At 52.6% G+C, this 15122-nt stretch carries 19 protein-coding genes; 12 read left to right on the forward strand and 7 right to left on the reverse strand.

Annotation, left to right across the window (positions count from 1 at the left end; genetic code table 11):
* Positions 1-213 precede the first annotated feature (213 nt).
* The 4 genes from J7M22_07785 to J7M22_07800 are packed head-to-tail and all read left to right on the forward strand — an operon-like array spanning position 214 to position 1188.
* On the forward strand, positions 214-390 hold the full coding sequence (locus J7M22_07785) for a hypothetical protein (GenBank protein MCD6506512.1): 177 nt from the start codon (positions 214-216) through the stop codon (positions 388-390).
* The gene (locus J7M22_07790; GenBank protein MCD6506513.1) at positions 359-643 is read left to right on the forward strand and encodes a winged helix-turn-helix transcriptional regulator; all 285 of its coding nucleotides are present in this window, start codon (positions 359-361) and stop codon (positions 641-643) included. The genes J7M22_07785 and J7M22_07790 overlap by 32 nt, the downstream gene beginning before the upstream one ends.
* Entirely contained in the window at positions 640-894 is a 255-nt protein-coding gene (locus J7M22_07795; protein ID MCD6506514.1) for a glutaredoxin family protein, read from the forward strand. Before J7M22_07790 ends, J7M22_07795 begins: the two co-directional genes overlap by 4 nt.
* Positions 895-909: 15 nt before the next feature.
* Positions 910-1188 (forward strand): co-chaperone GroES, encoded by a 279-nt coding sequence (locus tag J7M22_07800; protein MCD6506515.1) that lies wholly within the window; start codon positions 910-912, stop codon positions 1186-1188.
* A 59-nt stretch (positions 1189-1247) separates the two neighbouring features.
* Here J7M22_07800 and J7M22_07805 read toward each other — a convergent pair whose 3' ends face one another.
* Complete coding sequence (locus J7M22_07805) at positions 1248-3161, reverse strand: alkaline phosphatase family protein (protein MCD6506516.1); 1914 nt, start codon at positions 3159-3161, stop codon at positions 1248-1250.
* A gap of 285 nt (positions 3162-3446) precedes the next feature.
* Here J7M22_07805 and def point away from each other — a divergent pair, with 285 nt between their 5' ends.
* The 5 genes from def to J7M22_07830 all read left to right on the forward strand — a co-directional run bounded on the left by def (position 3447) and on the right by J7M22_07830 (position 7181).
* The gene (def, locus tag J7M22_07810) at positions 3447-3986 is read left to right on the forward strand and encodes a peptide deformylase (protein MCD6506517.1); all 540 of its coding nucleotides are present in this window, start codon (positions 3447-3449) and stop codon (positions 3984-3986) included.
* 199 nt (positions 3987-4185) lie between these two features.
* Positions 4186-5061 (forward strand): sigma-70 family RNA polymerase sigma factor, encoded by an 876-nt coding sequence (locus J7M22_07815; protein ID MCD6506518.1) that lies wholly within the window; start codon positions 4186-4188, stop codon positions 5059-5061.
* Positions 5062-5064: 3 nt separating this feature from the next.
* Entirely contained in the window at positions 5065-5970 is a 906-nt protein-coding gene (locus tag J7M22_07820; protein MCD6506519.1) for an MBL fold metallo-hydrolase, read from the forward strand.
* Positions 5971-5973: 3 nt separating this feature from the next.
* Positions 5974-6954: a GTP 3',8-cyclase MoaA gene (gene moaA, locus J7M22_07825; GenBank protein ID MCD6506520.1), complete on the forward strand. Its 981-nt coding sequence runs from the start codon at positions 5974-5976 to the stop codon at positions 6952-6954.
* Positions 6955-6959: 5 nt separating this feature from the next.
* Entirely contained in the window at positions 6960-7181 is a 222-nt protein-coding gene (locus J7M22_07830) for a NifU family protein (protein MCD6506521.1), read from the forward strand.
* A 49-nt stretch (positions 7182-7230) separates the two neighbouring features.
* Here J7M22_07830 and dut read toward each other — a convergent pair whose 3' ends face one another.
* The 4 genes from dut to J7M22_07850 all read right to left on the reverse strand — a co-directional run bounded on the left by dut (position 7231) and on the right by J7M22_07850 (position 11044).
* Positions 7231-7659 carry a dUTP diphosphatase gene (gene dut, locus J7M22_07835; protein ID MCD6506522.1) on the reverse strand — a complete coding sequence of 143 codons (429 nt, stop codon included), beginning with the start codon at positions 7657-7659 and terminating at the stop codon, positions 7231-7233.
* A gap of 217 nt (positions 7660-7876) precedes the next feature.
* The gene (locus J7M22_07840; GenBank protein ID MCD6506523.1) at positions 7877-8524 is read right to left on the reverse strand and encodes a hypothetical protein; all 648 of its coding nucleotides are present in this window, start codon (positions 8522-8524) and stop codon (positions 7877-7879) included.
* Between the two features lie 174 nt (positions 8525-8698).
* Positions 8699-8869 (reverse strand): hypothetical protein, encoded by a 171-nt coding sequence (locus J7M22_07845; protein MCD6506524.1) that lies wholly within the window; start codon positions 8867-8869, stop codon positions 8699-8701.
* Between the two features lie 15 nt (positions 8870-8884).
* Positions 8885-11044 (reverse strand): hypothetical protein, encoded by a 2160-nt coding sequence (locus J7M22_07850; GenBank protein ID MCD6506525.1) that lies wholly within the window; start codon positions 11042-11044, stop codon positions 8885-8887.
* Between the two features lie 183 nt (positions 11045-11227).
* Here J7M22_07850 and J7M22_07855 point away from each other — a divergent pair, with 183 nt between their 5' ends.
* The 3 genes from J7M22_07855 to J7M22_07865 are packed head-to-tail and all read left to right on the forward strand — an operon-like array spanning position 11228 to position 13733.
* On the forward strand, positions 11228-12028 hold the full coding sequence (locus J7M22_07855; GenBank protein MCD6506526.1) for a hypothetical protein: 801 nt from the start codon (positions 11228-11230) through the stop codon (positions 12026-12028).
* Positions 12025-13050, forward strand: a complete 1026-nt coding sequence (locus J7M22_07860; protein MCD6506527.1) for a deoxyguanosinetriphosphate triphosphohydrolase — start codon at positions 12025-12027, stop codon at positions 13048-13050. Before J7M22_07855 ends, J7M22_07860 begins: the two co-directional genes overlap by 4 nt.
* Positions 13050-13733 carry a hypothetical protein gene (locus J7M22_07865; protein MCD6506528.1) on the forward strand — a complete coding sequence of 228 codons (684 nt, stop codon included), beginning with the start codon at positions 13050-13052 and terminating at the stop codon, positions 13731-13733. The genes J7M22_07860 and J7M22_07865 overlap by 1 nt, the downstream gene beginning before the upstream one ends.
* On the opposite strand, the gene J7M22_07870 is transcribed toward J7M22_07865, so the two are convergent.
* On the reverse strand, positions 13723-14436 hold the full coding sequence (locus J7M22_07870) for an ABC transporter ATP-binding protein (GenBank protein ID MCD6506529.1): 714 nt from the start codon (positions 14434-14436) through the stop codon (positions 13723-13725). The genes J7M22_07865 and J7M22_07870 overlap by 11 nt on opposite strands.
* Entirely contained in the window at positions 14433-14921 is a 489-nt protein-coding gene (locus J7M22_07875; protein ID MCD6506530.1) for a DUF1648 domain-containing protein, read from the reverse strand. The genes J7M22_07870 and J7M22_07875 overlap by 4 nt, the downstream gene beginning before the upstream one ends.
* Positions 14922-15122: the final 201 nt, after the last annotated feature.

The following is a 15122-nucleotide window of genomic DNA, read 5'->3' on the forward strand; positions in this document are numbered from 1 at the left end:
ATTTTGGACAGCCTGGCGAATAAGCTGTTGGGATGGACATATCGGCCCGCCACGAGCATCTTTCTCACCTCCTTCCTGGTGGTCTTTGTGATAGTATACTAAATCATACAATCATTGAAAAGCCCTAGCCGGTAACCATCACGCTTGACGGGTGTAAGGATATTAGAGTATAATTATATGCTGATATTCTAACTTAATGGGGAGATGGCTCTGATGAAGGCTAAGGCAGATGAGAGGGAAAAACTGGCGCAGAAGTTGGAGGAGGAACAAGATGATCTTCAAAAGCGAATTCCTCCTCATTCCGTCCCCGTCAGTATGATGATGGAGCTGGAGGAGATCGAGGACGAGAAGGAATTAGATGAATTACGAAAGGGTCACCTCTTGTCTTAAAGCCATAGCGCATCCTGTGAGATTCAGAATCCTTGAGATTCTGCTTGAAGGATCGATTTGTGTCGGAGATCTGAGCGAAAAGCTGGGCAGCAAACAGCCCAACGTCTCTCAGCATCTGGCTGTATTGAGGGATAGGGGGCTTATAGAGCCTGTTAGAAGCGAAAATAAAGTTTGCTACCACGTGAGGGATTTCAGGATCGCCCAGTTGATCCGTCTTGCCGCTGAGATATTCGGCCGGGAAAGGAGGGAATGATACCGGTGAGAAGACAACCTAGGATTGTTCTGTTTACAACCCCGTCCTGTCCCTGGTGCAGGGCCGTCAAGACATATCTCAGACAGAAGGGATTTAGGTTTCGAGAGATAGATGTCTCAAAAGACCCTGATGCCGCCAGGGATATGATCAGAAGAACGGGACAGAGGGGCGTTCCTGTTTTGCTCATAGGTAACAGACCCATCGTCGGTTTCGATAGGGAGAAAATAGATAAACTCCTGAGAATACGATGAGAAAGGAGGAGAGCCATGAAATTTCAGCCTTTGGACGACAGGGTGCTTGTTAAGCTCCTGGATGAGCCGGAGGAGCAGAGCGCGGGGAAAATCATCATCCCCGAAACGGCCCGCCAGCCACAGAGGAGGGCCGAGGTCGTGGCCGTGGGAACCGACGAGGAGCTGAAGGATCTGATAAAGGTCGGCGATACGATATTGATAGATCAATACAGCGATACACCCATCACCATTGAAGGTGAGGAGTTCTACATAGTGGAGAGAAGCGGAATACTCGGCGTTTTTAAGAAGGAGTGAACCGATCAGGCTGTAAGGTCGGGCAGTTCACATCGCTGCCCGACCCTCTCCCACCTAGATCATACGTTGTATGTGTGTTCAAGGGCCTGTTCCTTCTCGAAGGCACTTTGGAGTCTTTCGTAGTTTTTTCTCAGCTTTTTCATCTCGTTGAGCTTCAGATTGGGATCCTCAAGTGCCTGATACAATATCGCGCCCTCCGCGTGTTCGGGAACCGGGAGTTCGGCGAGATAACATATGGTCGGAACCACATCCTCAAGGTGTACCGTTCGTTTCAGTATCTCCCCCTTTTTGACCCCCGGACCGCTCATAACGAACAATCCCCTCAGATCCCCCAGGCCGAATCTCGCCGTGGGCAGATGAGGGCCGTGCTGGCCGCCGAAATCCGGTGTTATCGCGTACACCACGTCGCCGATCCTATCCCCATATAGCCCGATTATCCTGGCATCCTGCTTTTTGAGGGCCAACGCTATCGGTTTCTTGCCTGTCTTCGGATCGGTGTAGTTGTATAGGGCATGGATTATCTCCTCCTGGACCTTTTCGTAATCTTCGGGATCGACTATGCCTTGCGGATCGCGTCCCTTCAGATTGACGTAGATATAGCAGGATCGCTGTTGGATCGCTTTCGTGCGCGACCAATCCACCGCACGTCTTCCCTCTTCGGTTTGACGGAAGACCAGCAGTCCTGCCTCCTCCAGCACTCTTGCCACCTGGAAGCGATGGGTCGTGGCTTTGGCGCCGTGATCGGAGACGAGGATGACGAGCGTCTCCTCCGGATCGGAACATCCGACGATCCGGCCTATCATCCTGTCCAGGCTTTGATAGAACTTAAGCTCGATATCCTGATAGAACTTCGCCTGTTCATCGCTCTGAGCCGTGAGTGGATCCATCTTCGTGGCGAAGGAGTGATATGCGTGATCCGGACAGTGGGCATGCATGAAGTAGAGATCCCAATCCTTATTCTTAAGCAGATATTCCGCGGCATCGGCCAGCCAGACGTGTGCCAGCTCCAGTATCTCAAGGAAGGTCTCACCGTCCACCCACTCCAGGTTGAAGGCTTGAAATCCGGCGTGTGGCATCGGCAGACCTCCCTCCGATTTTATCTCGCCGCAGATCTCCTCCGGATATCCCCATCCCTCCAGGGCACACAGCGGTGTCAGGTAGAGCTTCACTCCCGACCCATCCGGTTCCAGCTCCAGCAGTTTAAACCTGAAAATCGCCTCCTTCTGACCCTCTGAGGTTTTAAATCTCCTCGTTATATTAGGCGTCCACTCCCCGACCTTCAGCTCAGCCAGAGCCGATTTGACGTTTTTCTCCTCCGATATGATCGCCTTTTTGAATCCCTCTCCTTCATCCAACAGCAACAGATACCATGTCACCGGCTCGACGTCGAAGACGGCCAACCTGTATTTAAGCGGGAGATCGGCCTCAAGGGCGCGACTGACATCGGGCATATTCTCCCATCCTTCGGCCGTCCGCAGTTTTATCGTGGTGCCCTGTGGGTACTCCTCGGTCGCGAAGAGCTGTTCACCTGCCAGTGTGCATTTGACGCCCGTCTGTTTATATCGCCACTCGTTAACCCACAGCCCGGCACCTCCTATTTGGATCCCCTCCTTGATCGTCGGCGGCCAGGTTGATGGGTAGTTTATTATGATGCTTCTTTTACCCACCCTCTCAGCGGCGTTCCAGATATACTCCGCCCTGCAATCGGCCGTATCGAACCCCTGATGGGTCACATTGAGCGGATCGCCGGGATTATGCACGTTAAAACAGGTTATCCCGTGGGTTCCCAGTGATGCCCCCGTCACTATGGTCGTCCAGTTCGGCGGCGTGATGGTCGGGAATGGGACAAGGCAGTTTTCGGCGTAGACACCGTTCTCGATAATCCTCCATATGGCGGGCAGATGTCCCTCTTTGGCATAGTTATACAGCCGCGGAGCTATCGGGGCATCCAGCCCTATGACCATGACCTTCATCTTTGACCTCCTCGATGGAGAGTTGGATTGATATGCCATTATATACGCGATCCGATTCCGTGTCAATCCGCAAACCCCTCCTCGCCTTCCGTTCTCTATTGGAACACCGCTCGGCGGGAGAGGCTCCATTATGTCCGGATGGGATAGATGGCATGTTTATTGCTAGATATTTTAAAGACACGGCTACGCCATCACGGCTTTAGCACTTGACCAATTCAGGGCTATAATGTATCATCATAACGCCCTGAGTTCAACTTGGAATATATCCGGGGATAGTGATCGAAAATGGCGACCCTAAAAATCAGAAAATACGGTGATCCGGTCTTGAGGGACAAGGCCGGGAGGATAGAGGAGATCGACGGGAAGATCATAGAACTCTCGCGCGATATGCTGGAGACCATGTACGCATATGACGGCGTGGGGTTGGCGGCGAACCAGGTAGGTATTCTAAAAAGGATCATCGTGGTCGATATCAACCCTGGAGACCCGGCTTACAAACCGCTTATACTGGTCAATCCCGTTATAATCGAGGCGGAAGGCGAGGAAGTGTTCGAGGAAGGTTGCCTGAGCATACCGGGGATCACCGCCGATGTCATTAGACCAGATCACATCCTAGTAAGAGCCCTGTCAACTGATGAGAGGGAGATCGAGATCGAGGCGGAAGGAATCCTCGCCAGAGCCTTACAACACGAGATAGACCACCTCGACGGTGTGCTGTTTGTAGACAGGATCTCCTTCATTAAAAGACAGCTCCTCAAAGGTCAATTGAGAAAGCTCGAGCGGGAAACCCTCAGGGAGTTGGGCTTGAAAGGGGATGAGATGTAATGTCCCTGATGATACTCGATAGACGTGTCGGGTGATGACATATGCGTCATCTTTTACGATAGGCCACAGTGTGTTATCTTATGTCCCGAAAGGGCGATAGTTCCCGACTTGGAGCACAGGGAATCGAAGGAGGAACTGATTGGAAAGGGAAGAAGGCTCCTAGCGGTCCTTTAGGCTCCGCGGCTTAAGGAGGTGTGGGATGAAGGATAGACCCGAAAGAAAGAAGGATGGCGTGGCCGTGGATGCCTTGAGGATGTGGATCAGGCAGATTGCTAAAAGCAAGATCCTTTCCCATGAGGAGGAGGTAGAGCTGGCCAAGAGGATGGAGCAGGGTGATCAGGAGGCAAGGGAGAAACTGATAAACTCCAATCTGAGGCTCGTCGTCAGCGTTGCCCTCAAGTATAAAGACTACGGCGTGCCGCTGGCAGATCTGATACAGGAGGGAAACATCGGCCTTATAAAGGCGGTGGAGAAGTTCGATTATAGGAAAGGATACAAGTTCAGCACATATGCCATCTGGTGGATACGACAGGCAATTCTCAGAGCGCTGGACAATCACGCCCGGCTGGTGAGAGTCCCCTCCTATGTGATAGCCAAGGTCTCCAAAGTGGACGAGACCATCGCCAAGCTGGGACAGAAATACGGCAGGGAGCCTTCCGTTAAGGAGATCGCCGATGAGATTGGAATGAGGGAGGCAGAGGTCAGAGATCTCCTCTCCATCCCCTCCGAGCCGATCTCCATAGATACCCCTATGTTCGGCGATGAGATGTCGACGATAGGGGATTTCATAGAGGATAAAGGGCCTTCACCCGAACAACAGGCGCTCGGAAGCATCATCAGACAGGAGAGAATCGATGAGCTTCTGAGTGTGCTAACACCCAAGGAAAAGGAGATCATAAAGCTCCGCTTCGGACTTGCCGAAGAGGAAGAAGGTGAGGGCAAAACGTTGAGAGAGATAGGGGAGAGGTTTAACGTCACGCGCGAGAGGATAAGACAGATAGAGGCCGAAGCCCTCCAAAAGCTGAAAAAATGGTCGGAAACGGGCGGATTCCAGTGGCTTAAGGACGAGGTTTAACTCATGAGCCTGAAAATCAGATTCTACGGGGTCAGAGGCAGCCATCCGGTCCCCGGTCCGAGCACACTGAGGTTCGGGGGAAATACATCCTGCGTCGAAGTGCGAGCTGATAGGAGAATCATCATTCTCGACGCCGGAACGGGGATAATCCCGCTGGGCAAAAAAATCATCCGTGAAAATAGGAATCGGAAAGAGATGCTGATCACTCTGATCTTCAGTCACACCCATCACGATCACACTCAGGGGTTCCCCTTCTTTCAGCCCGCTTACATGCCGAAATGTAAGCTCTTCATGTTCGGCCCGCGAACCTTCCTCGAAGATCTGGAATCGACGCTCGAACACGCTATGATCTCACCGTTTTTCCCCGTCCAACTTAAGGAGATGCCGGCCCTGAAGACGATCCGGTCGATTGATTCCTCGCAGGTGATCATCCTCCCCTCCGAGGATAAAGCTCCCGAACTCCATAATCTGCATCACGATGAATTCGATATACCCCGGGGAGCCGTTGTTATCAGATGTCTGCAGAGCAAGGCTCATCCCAACGGTGTGATGATATACAGGATAGAGCAGGAGGGCAAAAGTCTAGTTTACGCGACCGACGTAGAGGGGTATGTCGGAGGCGATACCAGATTGATCGACTTCGCCAGAGGGACCGATCTGCTCATCCACGATGCCCAGTATGAGATGGATGAATACGTAGGTGTAGGTGGAACTCCACATCAAAGCTGGGGACACAGCACGCCTCAAATGGCGGTCGAGGTCGCCCGGAAAGCTAACGTGGGTAGACTGGTGTTGTTCCACCACGACCCTGATCATGATGATGAAAAGATCCTTCAAATGGAGAAGGAGGCAAAGAGGGAGTTCCCTAAAACCATCGCCGCATATGAAGGCCTGGAGATAACCCTCTGAAAGATGGCACTGGATAGGTGGGGGAGAATCATAAATTATATGAGGATATCCATAACGGATAGATGTAATCTTAAATGCGTATACTGCACGCCTGCCGGAGGGGCGAGGAAGCTTCCCAAAGAGGAACTGCTGAGCTTCGAGGAGATAGAACGGATCGTCAGAGCGGGGGCGATGATCGGCGTGGAGAAAGTGAGAATCACCGGTGGAGAACCGCTTATGAGGCGAGATATCGACGAGTTGATCCGTATGATAAGGGCGATTGACGGCATTCATGAGATAACTCTGACCACCAACGGCACCAAATTGGCCGAATGGGCCGAGCGGCTGGCGAAGGCCGGGCTAGATAGGGTTAACGTCAGCCTCGATTCCATGAGGGGGGACAGATACAGAGCCATAACGGGGGGGGACTTCCATCCTAAGGAGATCCTGAGAGGGATCGAGATAGCTGAGGAGGTGGGGCTTACCCCCGTGAAGCTGAATGTGGTCCTCATGAAGGGGGTAAATGAGGACGAGGTGGAGGACTTCGCACGCCTGACCCTCGAGAGTCCGTTGCACGTCAGATTTATAGAGCTTATGCCCTTTGCCATCGCCGGCAGCGATCATACGATCAGGTTTCTCTCGGAGAAGGAGGTTATGGGGAAGCTCTCTCATATGGATCTCGAACCCGTCGCAAGCAGATCCTCCACCAGCGGTCCGGCCAGATATTATAGGGCGAAGGGTGCATTGGGACTGATAGGGTTTATAAGTCCCATCTCACACCCCTTCTGTTCACGCTGCAACAGGATCAGACTCTCTTCCGACGGAAAGCTGAGACTTTGCCTGGCGTCGGATGAGATGATAGATCTGAAATCGGCCGTCAGGGGGGGGATGGGGTTAGTTGATCTGGCGATGATAATGCTTGAGGCCATTAGGAACAAGCCGATCGGATATAGAATCAAACCGGGTGACGCCCACATCAGGGCGATGACTCATATAGGAGGTTGAGAATAATGAAGGAGAAAGTCAAACAGGCGCTTGAGAGGATAAGGAAGATGCTCCAGGCGGATGGTGGCGACATAGAGCTTGTCGACGTCACCGATGACGGCATCGTCAAGGTCAAGCTTAAGGGAGCCTGCGCGGGATGCCCCTTCTCGCAGATGACCATCCAGATAGGGGTCGAACGGGAGCTGAAGAGGAACATCCCCGGCGTTAAAAGGGTCGTCGCTGTGTGATGAGTGGGGCTTAGCGTGCCAACCCTCTCTTGGTATGTCATGCCCCTATCTATCCCGTGCTTCCAAACCCTCCTCTTGTCTTTCTGCCTGTGGATTCCACTTCCTGCCAGGAGACCTTTTCGATCTTAACGAAGGTTCCTTGGGCGATTCTCGCCCCGCGAGGTACAGTGACGGGCTTATCGGTGAAGTTAAACACCTGTATTTTTATCTCATCCTCATCGCCGCAGTAATCATTATCGATGATTCCAACCCCATGCGGTATCAACAGGCCGAATTTCGCCGGTGTGCTGCTTCGGAGAGAGATCATCAGCATGTATCCTTCAGGGACTTCCACGATCACATTGGCCGGTATCCGGGCGATCTGACCGGGCTGAATGATGGTCTCCTGACGGCATATAAGATCGAAAGCGACAGCACCATCCGTCTCATATGCCGGAAGTGGAAGGGATTTATCGACTCTCCTTATCCTAACCTTCATCCTTTCGATTCGCTCATATTATCGCAGAGTGTAGCGGAGATTTTTAAAGCTACCGTCCGCCTCTCGGCAGTCCGCCGCTTATAGGTCATTTATTGTCATTTGTCGTCATTTAAATGACGGCGAAGCCAAATGACTTAATAACTACAAATGACGGTTGAGCTGTGGACGGCGGACAATTGGCCATAGATAGTACGGGCGAAAAATCTTTCGCCCCTACTCAAGGGGAATATGAGCGTTTCGATTTAATTGCTCCCCATTCGGTGGCGAGTTTCCTGGAAGGATCGACGCCCACCTTTTCCCCTATCACGTATCTGAAGTAGACGTCGTCCGCCTGATCGTTCGGTCCGGCCCATATCCAATGTGCGAGGCAGTCCGGATCGTGCAGCGTCTGTCTCATCGTGGCGGCCCCGAAGCCCCATATACCGCCGCCGAACTGCTCATATTCCATGGGTTCTTCCCAGGAGCTGTCGTCGTAATCCGGTTTCTCCCAGCCATCCTTACGGCTCTGGATCGGCTTGCCGGCGTCCGCCTTCCATCCGGGCCATGTGTCCTTCTTATCCCCCTGCCAGTCGCTGGTGCCGATGTAGGTGCCGTCATCGAGTATGATGTCAGCCAGGAATCCTCCTCTACCTGAAGCCCCTGGCTCGGCATCGTGGACGTAGACGGCTATGACGGCAAACCCTCTATCCAGCTTAAACTCGCTTACCGTAGGACGTTGCCAGTCTGCACCCTCAGCCACCTTCTCGCCGTTGACGAAGGCAACCCAGGAGTTATCCCCGCTGACACGGAGAACCCCCTTTTCGGCCGCCATCAACGCCGGTGAAAGAAGAAGCATTAAACCCAGAACAGCTAATATCGCACGCATGGGTTAACCTCCTTATCATTATCTCAGAGCGAATTAATGTTATCATATTCCCAAAGCTTCGTCAAAGATCAGGATCTCGGCAGCCCCAGCCTCGTGGAGGATGATATGGCAACCGGTTGAACATCCATATGCCCGTCAGTGCGTTTGAAGGCGGGATCGGCTTCGGGAACCTCATCATAGCCGTAACGATATGTCCGATAGATGCCCGAATCGACGATCTATCATGTCGATGAGGAAGATGAGGTTTGAACGATACGGCGTGACCACCGTATAGCCGTTGTAGCATTTCTCCGGCTTGAAGACCGTCACGCCCGTCGGCCAATCCAGAACCGATCTGTTAATCACAGTTGTCTCCTCCTTTCATCTGACGATCTCTCCCTTTACCTCGATTATATCATTCCTCCAACCCAACCTCACATCCCCGAACCCATGATAGATCCGAACCTTATCCGATCGGTATAGGGGTTTCCCGTCGAGCGAACGAAGGGTGAAGAGGACAGGCCTCTCATACTCCACCGAGCCCCAGCTCAGAGCGTGAAAGGCCACAAATAAGGGCGATTCCACCGTAAATCCGAACGGAGGCAGCACCACCACGCCGCCCAGCTCCGATGTGACGATGTAGTTCCCTTCTCCTCCGTTAACCACGACCCTCATCTCCTCTCCAAATCTCGTCTCCCTTACACGCCTATCCTTTGAGAGAAATCTCAGATGGGTCAGGCGTATGCGGCTTGTGAGCTCATTGAGCGGAGAGAGGATCTCATAGGTGTTTTTGATAAACCTGTCGGTCAGACACATCCCTTCGGCCCATCCGTTGTGGGCCCTTGTGAAACAGGCTCTATCCGGCTCACCTTCCGGGGGGAAAGGCAGCTCATCCGTTCGATCGTTCTCCCAGTATAGATGTGGTCCGATACTATGATAGTTCAGAGTCCTGCCTATGCTGACGTGGTGCAACACATATTCGGCCGCCTCCTCGAACTTATAGCCGTATTTGCCGTGCATGACTATCCCGTCCCTATAGACCATCTCGAAGATCGGCACCACCGTTCCGCCGAAGGATTTGGGATCGAGATTGTGATAGTATCTTCCGCTTACGCCCGTAAGCCCCTCAAACCAGTCGGCATGTGGTATCGCCCATTCCCTACCGCATTCGGAGCCGAAAAGCCCGAAGAGATCCCTGGCGTAATCCGATATGACCTGTTTCCAGTACATATCGTCCCACTTGGTCAGCGGATGGTTCGGGTCGAAACATTCGTATAGCCCTGCGGCGTAGGTGGTATCGATGAAGTAGACGTCGGGGTTGAAGAGCTCCTTCACCTTGGGCAGGTTCTGCGGCCGTTTGGCGAGCTCCACCGCCTTCTTGGAGCAAGTCAAGAAGGCCCTTCCACCCAACCACAGCCCTCCCTTGTGGAGGCTGCCGTCGGGGTGTTTCATGATGTAGTCCTCATCCCAGGAAGGCGCATCACGGTACATATCCTGATAGTTATCATGGAGTGCGAAGAGGTATCCGCATCTCTGCACCCGTCTGGCGCAATCCCGTAATCCCTCATTACCCCCACACTCGGGAGCGGCGGGGAGGATATCGGGATGCTGACAGTCATACCCCTTGCGTATCCACCCGCCCAGGATGAAGAGCACCCTCTCCAGCTTCAGATCCTCCTTCAGGTGTTCGGCTATCCGGGCTACTTCGTCGAAGGTCCATTTGACCTCGACGGAGACCTCCTTCAGATCCTCGCCGATTCGTCTCGCAAGGGCGGTCCAGAGCTTGAAGTTCACCGCCCCGAACAGCTTTTTGGCCTGGGGATGTTCTTTCAGCTTCTCACCCCATGTTACCAGCCACCCCTTCTCCCTGGCGATCTTTCTATACTCCTGGGCGATCAGATTGAAGTCCCCGACGCCGAGGGCGTAAATCCTGATCGAACGTGCTGTCTTGCGCATGATAAACGAGGCCGAAAGCAGCTGTCCTTCCTCCTCAAGGACGCTTTTCACCTCAGCGATCACATAGGGATCATGCCAGGTTACCAGGATCGCTCCCCCGTTTTTCACCGCCCCCAGCATCTCCATGTGGCATCCCTCATAGTCGAAAGTACCGAATCGGCGTGTGAATTCCAGGCCGCTGTCGGAGGGTATCATGAGCCCTAATCTGACGGGCACCAGTAGATAGGCCGAGTCCCTATCGCTCATCCTGAGCCCTTCATCAAGCAGGGTTAAGCTCTCGATCCCAATCTCTCCCGTCCCATCGTAGGAGATCTCCAGGGAATTGCCCACAAGTTCCATCGTGACGTTTAGGGCAAGCCTCCCAAACCGATCATCGTGAAATGAGAGCCTGAGCGAGCGACCTTCCCTATTGATATGGTCTGGGATAAGCGGGATGGTTTTAACCCCTTCCTGGGTCTTGATCGAGATCTCGCCGAACCTGTCGGGCCGTGATTCCCATGTAACCTCCGCCCGCTTATCCAAAAATTTCCAACTTCCCCTCTCATCCGAGATCGTGAGAGCGATAAATTCGTTTTCAAGCTTCATGGCCGATCCTCCCGGGTCATGATGTCCATAACATGCGCGGCCAAATATACAACAAATCGGGATGGAGATCAATGGAGGTGTATGTCGGAGGGCCGATCGGCTTCTTGAAAATCCCCAGATCTTTTGTTAAACTACAGAATGCCCTCGCGCTCCCCGTTCAATTTCTCAGGCGAGGTGATCGATATGACAAGGCGTTTGGCTTTACCTCTCCTTATCCTTACCGCTGTCCTATCCCTGGCCGGATGCGCTGCTAAACCACAGATCACAGCTCTCATAGAACCGGTCCCAACCGGTAAGGAGCTACGGATTGATGAGAGGACGGGCGCTATCACGGTGGAAAAGGAGGATATCGCTATAACCATCAGACCGCTGGACACCAGGGAACTGATGGCGCTGACCGATGATATCGATATCAACCCATACATCGAGAAGGGATTCTGGGGCAAGGTTAGACCGCTTTATACCGTTTTCGATCTCTCCATCCACAATAAAAGCAGAAATAAGGTCGTGGTCGATCCCATCGCCCAACTTATAACGGAGAACGGGGATCAGTACGCATCGTTGCCATATGAGTATTTCAAGGACATCTTGGGCACCGTATACGGCCGAAAGGTGATCGTCTACGTGCCCGTTAGATACAGATGGTGGTATGATCCTTATTGGGATGTCTGGTATTACAAGCCCTATTGGCGGCCCTGGGGATATCGATATCCGTGGTACGGCTGGCCTTACTATTGCACGAGGACAGTTTCCCACGACGAGCTCAGGGCACTCAGGGCGGTCGTCCGGGATACGATATTCGATGGTGCTAAGCTCTTCCCCGGCGCTCGAAGACACGGCCTGTTGGTCTTTGAACCTATCCCGGGGGATGTATCGGAGTTCAGGCTGATCATCCCCGAGGTGAGGATCTATCGTAGAGGCAGGGGAAGACCACGGAGAATCGATTTTCAGTTCCATTTTAAGCAGAGAGTTCTGGTTAGATGATCGAGATAAGACGGATACAGGAGGAATTTGAAAGGCGTAACCTCTCCCCATATGCCGCTCTCAGCGCGGAGAGCAAGGGGAGGTTGCGTCCTATAGAGGAGTGCCAGGTCAGAACTGTATTCCAAAGGGATAGGGATCGTATAATCCACAGCAAGGCGTTCAGGAGATTGAAGGACAAAACCCAGGTTTTCTTAGCTCCAAAGGGGGATCATTACAGGACGAGGCTCACACATACCCTGGAGGTCTCACAGATAGCCAGGACGATTGCCAGGGCTTTGAGACTGAACGAGGACCTGACCGAGGCGATAGCGCTCGGGCACGATCTCGGACACACCCCCTTCGGACACGCCGGCGAAGCCGTGCTTAACAGACTTACCCCCGGCGGCTTCGCTCATGCCAAGCAAAGCCTCAGGGTAGTTGACCTGTTGGAGAACGAGGGAGAGGGATTGAACCTGACGTATGAGACGCGCGACGGCATACTCAAACACTCAAAAGGCAGAGGCGGCGTGACCTCCGAGGAGATGCCCGAGACGTTGGAAGGCCAGATCGTCCGATTTGCCGACGTGATCGCATACGTGAATCACGATATAGATGACGCCATCAGGGCGGAGGTGATATCCGAATCGGATCTCCCCGATCAATTCGTCAAAGTGTTAGGAAACGCCAGAAGCGAAAGGATCGACACGATGGTCAAGGCCGTCATCAGGGCCAGCCTCAATCGTCCCGTCATAGAGATGGACGAGACGATACTCGAGGCAACCCTGGGGTTAAAGGAGTACCTTTACGAGAACGTGTACACCTGTCCTCGGATGATGGATCAGATCGAGAAGGCCGAACACGTGCTTGAGTCGCTTTTCAACTATTACCTCGAACACATCGACGAAATCCCGCCCTATATAAGACGAAACGCTGAAAAGGACGGGAAATACCGCGTTGTATGTGATTTCATAGCGGGCATGACGGACGGATATGCCCTCGAAACCTACAGGCGCCTTTTCCTCCCCGAACCATGGGGGTATTGATGGGCAAATCGATTTTCATTCTTTTCGCTCTTCTCCTGGCGGGTGTCGCCTGGGGTATCGATTTCGACATGGTGGACTCGCCTACAGCATATCTGGATCGATCAGGCTCCTTTGCCCTCACCGCTCGTGTCTCATCCGACATGGAAAACTTCGGTCTCTCGCTCTATTCAGCCCTCTGGAGGGTGGAATGTAGGATCAGATTTTCGACGGATGAAGGGAAGATCGAACCGAGCTTAAACGCAAAAGCCCTTTTGATCCGTGAAAGCGGCGTGATACCGGCACTTTCCATCGGAGCCACGGAGGAGACCCTATATGTGGTGCTCGGGAAGCGTTTTAACCTCCCTTTGTTAGGCCTGTTTTCGGTACATCTCGGAATGGATCGTGAAGGACCGTTCGGTGGAACGATGAAAAGGGTTGATATCCCCTCTCTAAGCTCACGCCTGAAGATATCCGCCGAGCGATATCGAGATGAGGTATCTCTCCTGTTCAGGCTCTCAAACCGCTGGGGATCGGAAATCGGATTTATCCTGGGAATGGATAAAGATAAATTTAAGGTGGAAACGATCTCAGCTCAGATCGGATTTTCGACCGAGGAATTAGCCTCACGGATCGAAGGCACGGAACGCCTGGCGGGACAGGCAGGCAAACTTGCCGCCGAGGCCCTCGAAAAGCTCAATCGGTGAGCTTCAGGAATATGTCCTCAAGATCTTTCTCCTGCGAGAGAACCCTTAGGTCCTCAAGCGTTCCGACGGCGATCAGATTTCCCCTGTCTATTATGGCTATCCTGTCGCACATCCGCTCGGCGATCTCCAGTATGTGGGTGGTCATGAAAACCGTTCGTCCCTGCCTGCATAGCTTTTGTAGCATCTCCTTGACCACTCGGGCGCTTTTCGGATCCAGCCCGCTCGTGGGTTCGTCCAGGAAGAAGACCTGCGGATCCTGAACGATAAGCGAGGTGAAAATGAGCTTTTTACGCATGCCATACGAGTATCCCCTTATGAGTTCATCTGCCATCTCTTTGAGCTCAAAGACGTCGAAAAGCTCTTCCATCCTCTGCTCCGCCCTCTCAGGGTCAACCTCATATAAGTGGGCGATAAACCTGACGAATTGCCTTCCGGTGAGGCCTTCGTAGATGGTAGGTGTATCGGGCATAAGTCCGGTTATGGCCTTAACCTGTCTGATCTGAGAGACGATATCGTATCCGCAGATATAGGCCGTTCCGGAAGTGGGTTTTACCAACCCGGTGAGCATGTTGATCGTGGTAGTCTTACCAGCCCCGTTCGGACCCAGAAATCCGAAGATCTCTCCCGATTTGACCTCTATGTTAAGCCGGTTGACGGCTGTAATTTGGCCGTATCTTTTGGTCAGATCAACCGTGCGAATCATCTCAGGGATCTCACCGTCTTCCAGATCTTAACAGCGAATCCAGCTGTTAATGGTATTGTCAGGGCCGTCCATCCCCAGATCGCTATAGGGTTTAAACCTCTCCATGTGCCTATACCGTTCAAAGCGATGCCCACTCCCATAAAGGTAAGGAAAAGGCTTATCCACAACCCCATCAAGGTCACGAACCGCTTTATCTGGCGGTAGACTCCGGTTTTTTTCTCCTCGGGGATCAATTCCAAGGCGAAGGTGGTGGGTATGTTTGAAAACTGAGGTTTGAAATATGGTATGAGCAGAACCGGAACGATGATAGTCTGAATAAGAGGTATAAGAAACACGGACCAAAATCCCTTTTTGCTCCAGCCGTCCGGTTCACCTTTGGCGTTATAGTGTATCGGGATGCGGTCGGGCATCTTCGGATAGCAGATCACCGTTACCGTCCAAGAGAGGAAAATCAGAGCTATGGATACGATCCAGATGATCTTCATGTTCTCACCTCACTGGGAAGCTCTTAAAGGATACCATTAAAGTGCGGTCAACGACAATGGCGAGGCTCGTCGCACAGGGCTTTTCAACGCTTTGATAAAGGTAAAATCTCCCCTCCCAGCACCAAAGGCCGAAAAAGAATCAAATCTTTTCATCTTCTCATCCCTATCCTTCTACCTTTATCACCTCTCTTTCCTTTAATC

The organism is Candidatus Poribacteria bacterium, assembly GCA_021162805.1.
Classification (GTDB): Bacteria; Poribacteria; WGA-4E; order B28-G17; family B28-G17; genus JAGGXZ01.